At 64.9% G+C, this 9795-nt stretch carries 7 protein-coding genes; 4 read left to right on the top strand and 3 right to left on the bottom strand.

Going from position 1 to position 9795, the window contains the following annotated elements:
- Positions 1-562 precede the first annotated feature (562 nt).
- Positions 563-784: a HigA family addiction module antitoxin gene (locus HMPREF3121_RS10030; protein WP_070523029.1), complete on the bottom strand. Its 222-nt coding sequence runs from the start codon at positions 782-784 to the stop codon at positions 563-565.
- Between the two features lie 292 nt (positions 785-1076).
- Here HMPREF3121_RS10030 and HMPREF3121_RS10025 point away from each other — a divergent pair, with 292 nt between their 5' ends.
- The 4 genes from HMPREF3121_RS10025 to HMPREF3121_RS10010 all read left to right on the top strand — a co-directional run bounded on the left by HMPREF3121_RS10025 (position 1077) and on the right by HMPREF3121_RS10010 (position 6990).
- Positions 1077-2564 carry a 3'-5' exonuclease gene (locus tag HMPREF3121_RS10025; protein WP_168161398.1) on the top strand — a complete coding sequence of 496 codons (1488 nt, stop codon included), beginning with the start codon at positions 1077-1079 and terminating at the stop codon, positions 2562-2564.
- Between the two features lie 162 nt (positions 2565-2726).
- A complete protein-coding gene (locus HMPREF3121_RS10020; protein WP_141743068.1) occupies positions 2727-3359 on the top strand; it encodes a hypothetical protein in 633 nt (210 codons plus the stop codon).
- 124 nt (positions 3360-3483) lie between these two features.
- Positions 3484-5892: a malto-oligosyltrehalose synthase gene (gene treY, locus HMPREF3121_RS10015; protein WP_070523020.1), complete on the top strand. Its 2409-nt coding sequence runs from the start codon at positions 3484-3486 to the stop codon at positions 5890-5892.
- Positions 5893-5901: 9 nt separating this feature from the next.
- Positions 5902-6990, top strand: coding sequence for a GTP pyrophosphokinase (locus tag HMPREF3121_RS10010; protein ID WP_083291610.1), 1089 nt, complete (start codon positions 5902-5904; stop codon positions 6988-6990).
- Positions 6991-7038: 48 nt separating this feature from the next.
- Here the strand turns inward: HMPREF3121_RS10010 and HMPREF3121_RS10005 are convergent, their stop codons facing one another.
- The gene (locus HMPREF3121_RS10005) at positions 7039-8415 is read right to left on the bottom strand and encodes a hypothetical protein (RefSeq protein WP_141743067.1); all 1377 of its coding nucleotides are present in this window, start codon (positions 8413-8415) and stop codon (positions 7039-7041) included.
- Complete coding sequence (locus HMPREF3121_RS12240; RefSeq protein WP_168161397.1) at positions 8408-8995, bottom strand: ATP-binding cassette domain-containing protein; 588 nt, start codon at positions 8993-8995, stop codon at positions 8408-8410. The genes HMPREF3121_RS10005 and HMPREF3121_RS12240 overlap by 8 nt, the downstream gene beginning before the upstream one ends.
- Positions 8996-9795 lie beyond the last annotated feature (800 nt).

Below are 9795 nucleotides of genomic sequence, written 5' to 3'. Positions count from 1 at the left end.
AAGATCAACGCACTCTAAATCCTGAAGAGCCCCCAAACCACGGGATCCAAAACACGGGGACCACCCCCCTCACTCCAAACCACGGGGTCTAAACCACGGGATCGATGGCGACCCCGTGGCTTGGAGCCGAAAAACGACCGACCCCGTGGTTTGGACCCCGTGGTTTAGGGATGAGGTGGTCGATGGACGGCTGTTCCTGGGTGACCCCGTGGTTTGGACCCCGTGGTTTGGGTCCGAGCCGGCCAGAAGGCGCCTACTGCGGTCAACCGAGCCGGCCAGAAGGCGCGGAGGGGCGTCCTGAAGGCGAGTGCGGCAGCACGGCGGACCCCCTCCTCCACGGCGCGCCCGAAAATCATGAAGCGACGCATCCCTTCACGGGGTGCGCCGCTCGGCTCTTCTCGTCGTCGGAGTTCGTCTGCTTCGACTCGACTCCGGAGTTGGTCTGCTTCGGATCGTCTCCGGTGTTCGTCTTCTTCGGTTTCGCACCGGAGTTAGTTCTTTGCTTCCGCTCCCGGGTGCGTGTTCGTCTTCTTCGGTTGTCGGGCTTCGGGGCCGGACCGGTTTAGGCGGCCTGCTCGTGCCAGTAGTCGGCGCCGGTGCCGAAGTAGTCGCCCAGGCGGCGGGCGAGGTCGTCGGTCAGGTTCGTGCGGCCGGAACGGAATCGCTCGAGGGTCGAGCTGGGCACGTCGATGGCGACGGCCAGGCGGTAGATGCTCAGGCCGCGGGGCTCGAGGAAACGCTCGTCCAGGATGGTGCCGGGGTGAGTGGAGACTGCGTTGGTCATGCGTGCTCTCCTTGCGGGATCGTGGCTGGTGATCAGTCGATTTTCTTCTCGAGGTTGCTCGGATATTCCCGAGGTTGCGATGGCCGGATGGGTGCCCGGTCGCTCGCGACGGTGAACAGGGTAACCCCGGAACACCCCGCTTGCCGAACGGACATTTGAGGGTCGGAAAATGTGTGAACGTTTCTTCCGCAAACCATAGTGAGTCATGGATCACACACGTGCAACACCGTTACCCCCGTCACACCTCCGGCGGCGGCGGGATCAGGCCGCGGCGGCCGCTAGGCTCGTGGGCATGCAGGTTCTCGACTTCCGACTCTCCGGCGCGGTCGTCCGCGTCACTCCGGGTTCGCCGGCCACCGTTTCGGTGCATCGCATCGCCCGGACGCGCAGCACCGACGTTTCCGGCGCCACGGCTTCGCTTTCCGACGCCGCCGGCGGGGCGTCGCTGACCGAACCGGGGCGCATCCTCCCGGGCCGCATCGATTTCGGCGGCGACCTGCCCTCCGCCCGGGTGATGCCGTCGACTCTGGCGGCTGCGCGCGCTCTGATGGACGTGTTCGGCGCCGGACCGGATCTCGATGCCGGCGCGATCGAGGGTTCCGAGTACGCGGTCGTCGTCGACGATGCCTCCGGTGTCGCGCCGGCCACCGTCGCGGCAACCGGCGCCTCGAACTCCACCGACGCCACCGCCTCCACCGGTTCCACCGACTCCCCCGGCGTCCCGGCGCCGAAGCTCGGCGGGGACATCCCCGACCCGGATTTCTTCGCCTTCGACGTCGAGACCGCCAACGCCGACGAGGGCTCGGTCATCCAGTTCGGCCTCGCCGCCGTGCGCGACGGGAAGGTCACCGCCACGTACTCGTGGCCGTGCAAGCCACCGGCCGGCCTTGAGGACTTCGACGAGGCCAACATCGCCGTTCACGGCATCACGCCCGCCGATGTGGTCGCCGCGCCGACCTTCTCCGAACGCGCCGAGGAGTTCGGTCGCCTCGTCGACGGCACGCCGGTGGTCGCCCACAACGCCAAGTTCGATTTCACGGCCCTGAAGCGCGGATGCGCGGCCGCGGGCATCGACGTCCCCGACGTCGCCTACGCCTGCACGTACGAGTGGGCGCGGCGCGTGGGGCTGCAGGTGGAGAATTACCGCTTGACGACGTTGGCCCGCGAGGCCGGAGCCGCCGACTTCGCGCATCACGACGCTTGCGACGACGCCGTCGCGTGCGCCGAAGTCGCACTGTGGCTCATGCGGGAACACCCCGGCGACGAACCGACGCTCAACCCCGTGAAGTACACGGAGAACCTGGGCATGGAAATGGGGATGCTCTTCGGCACGCGCCTGGTGCCGATGCGGACCACGGGGCGGTCCCAGGTCGGTGGCGCGGGGGCGGGCCGTCGTCACGCGGGAAGCCGGGGACGCTCCGGCGGCGCCGCCCGGGACCGCCGGGCGAAGTGGGATGCCGTCAAGGCCCCCGACGTCATCCCCGCCAAGAACGAGGACGCCGACCCGAACGGATTGCTCTACGGGCAGCGGGTGACGCTCACCGGCGATTTCGCGCCCTACGACAAGGGCCGGCTGTGGGAGCTCATCGCCGACGCGGGCGCCGACATCAACAAGGGCGTGACCAAGAAGACCACCATCCTCGTCGCCGGCCCGTGGGATTCGATGACCTCCAAGGAAAAGAAGGCCCGCGAATACAAGGAACAGGGCCAGAACATCGAGATCTGGGACGAGAAGCAGCTTTTCACCGTCCTCGGCCTCGAGGAGGAACCGCCCTTCTAGACGACGCCCGGACGGCGCCCGGGCGACGCCGACGACGGCGCCCGGGCGACGCCGACGACGGCGGCCTCCCCCGGAATCACCCCCGCGAAAAATAAACGGAACCGTTCCGCGCTGCGGCGCGTCCAAACACGTGACATCGTCCCCCTTGCAGGAGGTCTTCACGTGCACAGGCCCGTTCCCGAACTTCGCCCCGCAACCTGGTTGACCACCGCCCCCGCAGACGTCGATTGGCGCGACGCGGGCGGCGGGTTGGTCGGCGTCGTCACCGAACCCGGATACTGCGTCGAGGCGGCGGCCCGCGTGCTGATGGAACGCCACATCGCCCACGGCAAACTCCACCTCACCGCCCGGCCCGCCGCCGCGGTGACCGGCGCCGACGAATCCGACCTGAGCCGGGGCATCCAGATCGGCTCCCCCGCCGCCCGCCCAACCGGCTGGCTGGCCGAAGTCAGTTCCCTCCTCGAACTCGACGGCCACCTGCGTCGGCTCTTCGCCGCCCGGCCCGTGTACTTCCCCGCCTCCGTCGAGCACCTGCTGGCCATGCCCGCCGACGCCGACCTGACGCGCGCCTACCTGTGGGCGGCGCGGTCCTGGCGGGCGGCCGACGACCCCGTGTCCCCGCTGGCGTTCACCCTGGGCGACGACCGTCTGACGGTCCACGCGCCCGAGGAGGGCCGGGGCGACCATGCCACCCACCGGGCGGCGGTGCTGCTGGCGGCCGGGCAGGGCAGGCCCGATTCCAACTACGATGGTGCCGGCGGCCGCACCGGACGGCCCCGGGTCCCCGCCCGCTGAGCCCACGCTTCGGCGGCCGGGGACGATCGGGGCCCGGTCGGTGCGGCGGGACCGACCGCCCGGGCGCGACCCGAACATCCGACGACCCGGGCAACCGACACAGAAAGGCGCGTGACCAGGTTCCATGAACCGACTCCCCATCACCTCGACCTACCGACTTCAGCTGCGGGGCCCCAAGGCGGATGCGGAAGGCCGGGCATTCACGTTCGCCGACGCCGTCGAGCAGGTCCCCTACCTGGCCGAATTGGGCATTTCCCACCTGTACCTGTCACCGATCCTGGCGGCGGTGCCGGAGTCCAACCACGGCTACGACGTCATCGATCCCACCGTCGTCAATCCCGAAATCGGCGGCATGGCCGGCCTGCAGGCGCTGGCGGAGGCCGCGCACAAGGCGAACATGGGCATAATCATCGACCTGGTGCCCAATCACCTGGGCGTGGAGGATCCGCAGCTCAACGAGTGGTGGTGGGATGTCCTGACCAATGGCCGCGACTCCCAGTTCGAGCCCTACTTCGACATCGACTGGCACGAGGACAACGGTGCCGGCGGCAAGATGGGCCTGCCGGTGCTCGGCTCCCCGGAGGACGTCGACAAGCTGGAGATCGACCGCTCCGGCGACGAGCCGCTGCTGCGCTACTACGACCACGTCTACCCGGTGAAGCCCGGCACCGACGAGGGCACTCCGCAGGAGATCCACGATCGCCAGTCGTACCGCCTGATGTACTGGCGCGACGGCATCATCGGCTACCGCCGCTTCTTCTCGGTCAATGGTCTGGCGGGCATCCGCCAGGAAAATCCGGTGGTGTTCGAGCACACGCATCGCATCGTCCGGGAGCTCATCGCGGCCGACATCATCGACGGCGTGCGCATCGACCATCCGGACGGTTTGTCCGATCCGTTCGGGTATCTGTCCGAGCTGCGCCGTTTGCTTGGCGACGACAAGTGGCTGGTCATCGAGAAGATCCTCGGGCCCACCGAGCCGTTGGATCCCCGCCTGGACGTCGACGGCACCACGGGCTACGACGCGCTGCGGGAGTTCGACAACGTGTTCATGAACCGCGATTCGCGTGACGCGATGAGCATGTTGGCGCTGCAGGAGTCGGGGTCGACGTGGGACAAGTCGGCGGTGCACGCCGCCGAGCGGGCCCTGAAGCGCGACGTCGCCGCCCATGAGCTTGCGGCGGAGGTGCGTCGCCTGGCGCGTGCCCTGCGTCGCGACAACTGGTCGACCGGAGGCCACAACGTCACCGAAGAGGAGCTCATCGACACCATCTGCGAGCTCGTCGCCGCGATGCCCGTCTACCGCGCCGACTACGTGTCGCTGTCGCGCGTGACGTCGTCGGTGATCCAGCAGATGGTCGCCCGGTTCCCCTCCCGCGTGTTCGCGCTGGACCTGATTTCGGCGGGCCTCATCGCCCAGGGCGAGGCGGCCACCCGGTTCGCGCAGGTCTGCGGCGCCGTGATGGCCAAGGGCGTGGAGGACACGACGTTCTACCGCGCCTGCCGTCTGATCAGCCTCAACGAGGTCGGCGGCGATCCGGGCCGGTACGGCATGTCGGCGGCCGAGTACCACCTGCTGCAGTCCGAGCGCGCCCGCCTGTGGCCGCGCACCATGACGGCGCTGTCGACGCACGACGCCAAGCGCGGCGAGGACGTCCGCGCCCGCATCATCCAGATTTCCGACATCGTCGGCGATTGGGCGGAGAATGTCCGCGACTGGTCGGCGGTCACCCCGGCGCCGGACGGGGCTACGGGCTATTTCCTGCTGCAGAACATCATCGGCGTGTGGCCGGCCGACGGCGAGATCACCGAGGAGTTCCGCGCCCGCCTGCACGCGTACGCGGAGAAGGCGATGCGCGAGGCGAGCATCCACACCACGTGGACGGAGCAGAACGCCGACTTCGAGCTGCAGGTCCTGCGCTGGATCGATGCGCTTCTCGACGGTCCGCTGCGCGACCGCATCACCGAGTTCGTCCAGTCCATCGACCCCGCCGCCCGCGTGACCAGTTGGGGCCGCAAGCTGCTGCAGCTGACGTCTCCGGGCATCCCGGACACCTACCAGGGCACCGAGTTCCTGGAGGACGCCCTGGTCGACCCGGACAATCGCCGTTTCGTCGATTACGACGCCCGCGCCCGGGCCCTCGAGAAGGTCCGACGTGGAGAGGTCGATCCCGAAGACGGCGACGTCGTCAAGCTCATGGTCACCCACCATGCGCTGACCCTGCGCAACGAGCGACCCGAGTCCTTCGTCGGCGGCACCTACCAGCCCGTGTTCGCCGAAGGCGCCGGCGAACGGTACCTGGTGGGCAACGCGCGCGGCCCGGTCGGCGGTGCGCAGGACGTGATCACCCTGGTCACGCGCCGCCTCATCGGTCTGGAGCGCAACGGCGGCTGGGGCGACACCACCATCACCCTGCCGGAGGGCATCTGGACCGACCGCTTCACCGGCAACGCGTGGTCCGGCACGGTGACGGTGGCGTCGGTGTTCGGCACCTTCCCGGTGGCGCTGCTCGTCGCGGACCCGGAGGCGTAGGCGGCGGCCGTGTCCACTTCGAAGCCGAGATCGAAGCCGAAGGCGAAGTCGAAGGGCAACACCCGGTTGCGGGAGCTGCACGCGCGCTACGACGAGTGGACGGCGGCGCATCCGCGGGCGCAGGACGACTTCGAGGCGGCCATCGGTGAATTGCTGTCCGACGCCGGCCTGGCCTTCGACAACGTCACCGCCAGGGTGAAGACGTGGCGGTCGCTGCGGCTCAAGGCCATGCGGCGCACCGACGGCGGCGACTTCGCCTACCCCGACCCGTGGCATGACATCCATGACCTCGTCGGCGTGCGCGTGACCACGTACCACTCCAACGAAATCCCCTCCGTGCTGGCGGTTCTGGGGGATTCGCTGGAGGTGCTGCGGACCATCGACAAGACGGCGGAGACGCGGATTTCCGGCCAGTTCGGCTACGGCTCGCATCATCTGGTGTGCCGCGTCGGGGACAACGCTCCCCCGGGTTTGGCCCCGTACCGCGGCCAGCAGTTCGAGGTGCAGGTGCGCACCGTCCTGCAGCATGCGTGGGCGGAGTTCGAGCACGACATCCGGTACAAGTCGCCGGATGGTGTCGTCGACCCGCGCATCGACCGCGCGTTCGCGCTGGCGGCCGGTTTGATCGAGCTGGCGGATCAGCAGTTCGACCAGGTCGCGGCGATCCTCGACGAGGAGCACGGCGAGGGTGCGGCGGGTGCCGTCAACGGGGAGGCCGATGACGATCGGGCCGCCGCCGATGCCGTGGAGTTCGGAGCGGAGACGCTGCCGGGGTTGTTGACGCTGCTGCTGCCCACCGTGCCGCGGTCGAAGTCGGAGCATTACGCCTGGTTGGAGGAGCTTCTCGACGCCAACGGGGTGACCACGGTCGGGGATCTGCGCGAACTGGTGGCGCCCGAGCGGGTCGCCGCCGTGGAGGCGGCGCTCAATTACCGGTTCCAGCCCGGCCACGTGCGCATCATCGACGATCTGCTGCTGGCGGCCTTCGGCTCCGATCACGTGGCCCGCACGGGCAAATCCGGGGCGCACCCGGCGCAGCGCCCGGCGAGGCTGCGGTCGCGGCTGGGTCAGATGCGCAAGGCCGGGGTGGTGGGTTAGCGGAGGTTGGTGCTCATCGTGCACCGCACGAGCCGACCGGCACCAAACTCAGTGCTGCACGAGTGATCGTGACACCGCTTTTGCGCGGAAAGCTCCCCACGCCAGATATCCGGCTCCGCACACGATGAAGGAGCAGAAGATAGCCGCAGCCAAAGTCAGCGACACCGAAAGCGACAGCCCCTCGATGGCATAATTTGCGGACGAACCGAGGATGGCGACATGGACCATCGAGCTGAAAACCGCAAAAATAGCCGCTAGCACTAGCCCAATACCCACGAATAGAAGTGGAACGCCCGCGAACCGAACCAGGCAAATCCGAGCTTCCGGAAACCCGATCTTCCGTAGCCGGTCGGATGTAATGGAAACCTGGTCCGCAGCCATCAGAAACGATGTAAGCGACAGTGTGCCTACGAAGAACAAGGGCAAGCCCAGCATCACCAGAAAGTCCCAGTTTTGAATGCCTCCCCCCGTCTGATTCAGCGCGTAAGCCTCCGTGTGGGAGACCGACAGAACGATGGCGGGAATACCGAACACGTAGGCCAGAGGCAACGCGATGGACTTCGTAGCAGCGTGGAGCTCCGCCGAAAATGCGCCCAAGACAGCCACTGCAGGATAGCTGCCGGCCCATCGAGCAGTCATCTTTTCAAAACCCCTGACGATGTACAGGATCGATCGACTGCACAGCCAGAACAATGCGAAGACCATCCCCAGGATGACGAACAGGCCAGCTTGAGCTCCGGCGCGGGCCGCCATGATCAAAAGCACGATCGGCAGCACCGCAACGGAATCACCCCAGCGCAAGCACCCGGTGCCGATGAGCGTGACCCGCACGGGTTTCACGCCCGACCCCTGGACCTTCTGCCGCCGTGCATAACCGAGAAACACCATTACGCCGACGATAATGACGCTAAAGCTACCGATCAGCGCAGCGACAAGGATTGAACTGAGCGCTATAGGCTCAAAAAACCTTGCCGGATACAAGAGGTCATCAGAGTCTCGGCGATGAATCATCATCACCAAACGCTGAAAAACCGCTGCTATGGGATACGACAACACAATCGAAAAAGTAACGATCATCAGCAGTTGCCCAATGAGCATGAGCGAGTACCGGCGCGCGGACCAGCCCACGACCTGCAGACAGCTGATAAAATAGTCGAACTTCGTAAAAGCACGTCCCACTATTTGCGGCACACAAAAAATCGAGGCAATCGTCCAGGAAATCGCCACATTCAATGCCAAATTGACGGTAATAGCATCACCGACATCGGTGCCCAAGAGCGCACTTCGAACATTGATGACGGCCGCAAGAACACCCATGGAGAAGCCGATGGCCACCACGGCGACAACATTCGATCCCAAAGACGCACGCAGATAGGACAGCATGATTTTTACCGATATTGACCGACCACCTCTGACATCAGCCATTGATCGACCCGCCACCCAGCAGAATCGTTCGGTCGCAAAGATCCGCGATGGCCGCATCGTGGGTCACTATCAACCCATGAGCCTGGCTAGACCGCACTCGTTCCGTAATTTCCTTTATGGCCCGGCTTGCGTTTCCTTCATCCAAACTTCCCGTCGGCTCATCCGCGAACAGAATTCTGGGCTCAGCGGCGAGGGCGCGCGCAATTGCAGCTCGCTGCGCCTGCCCACCCGACACCGCTTCGGGCAATGAATTCCTCTCTCCCCCTACCGCCAAACGGTCCAGCATCTCACCGGGCAACGCCCCACTTGGCCTACCCGCCATTGACCAGGAAAGCTCTACGTTTTCGAGCAGGCTCAAGCCAGGGATTAGCAGATGATCTTGAAAGATCATCGAGACTGATTCCCTCAAGTTTTTCCGCACTTTTCTTTGAGGTAGATTTGATATCTGGATTCCATCCAACACACCTTGCCCCTCAGATAGATGGCCGATACCGGAAAGACCGTGAAGCAATGTCGTCTTACCGCAGCCTGAAGGACCCATCAGCGCCACGACTGCGCCGGCTTCGATGGCAAAGCTCACGCCCCGAAACAGCCACTCACCCCCCCCAGCTGGACCTCCAAACCGAAATCCCGCTTCAACTACTTCAAACAACGTTCTCCCCTTTCTAGAAGACATACTCATTCAAAAATGCGAGCCGGAGAACGCATTTCAGGCGGTCTACATCCCAAGGTACACTGGCGTGGCCACCGGAAACGTGTAGTTGGATTAGATCCTCGCGCTGATCCAGCCTAAATCTCAACTTGTCTCCGTCGGCAATACGGCATTCTTCAAAGGCCTCAAACGCCAATACCGGAAGACGCGAACCCGCCAGTTCGGCACCTATCCCCAGCTCGCATCGGCCCCGATTAGAAAGCCTGCCCAATATAAGACGATTATCAATATCGGAAAAATATATCCTGCTATTGATGGAAATGCAGCGATCGAAGATCAAACCCGAAAACCGAGCATCTCCACGGGCAACCGCCAAAGCGAGAGGAACCAAACCAGCGGAGACTGGCAAGGTCCGTTTCGTCGACCATTGCCTGCAGTGTACGAATATTCATATTCCCCACCTCTCTGCTTGCTCGGGTGTAAACCTATTGATAGCAAGGCTTCCGCCGACGATCAAGTCGCTCAACCTATTATTCGTTTTAAGTTCACGTTTTGTCAACCTATTCGTACGTCACTTTTATCGTAAGCACGCTCGATCATCGAGCGTTGATACGCTGGCGTTTTTTGGTCAATGCCCAGCGCTATAGTCGTTGGCCTAGACTCCAAGCAGCAGTCTGAACCGCTCAGCCCTTTGAAGGCTCTTCAGGATTTAGAGTGCGTTGATCTTG

This window comes from Corynebacterium sp. HMSC11E11 (assembly GCF_001807025.1).
GTDB classification, from domain to species: domain Bacteria; phylum Actinomycetota; class Actinomycetes; order Mycobacteriales; family Mycobacteriaceae; genus Corynebacterium; species Corynebacterium freneyi.
The sequence above is the reverse complement of the archived record's forward strand: the minus strand, read 5'-3'. Positions and strand labels throughout refer to the sequence as shown.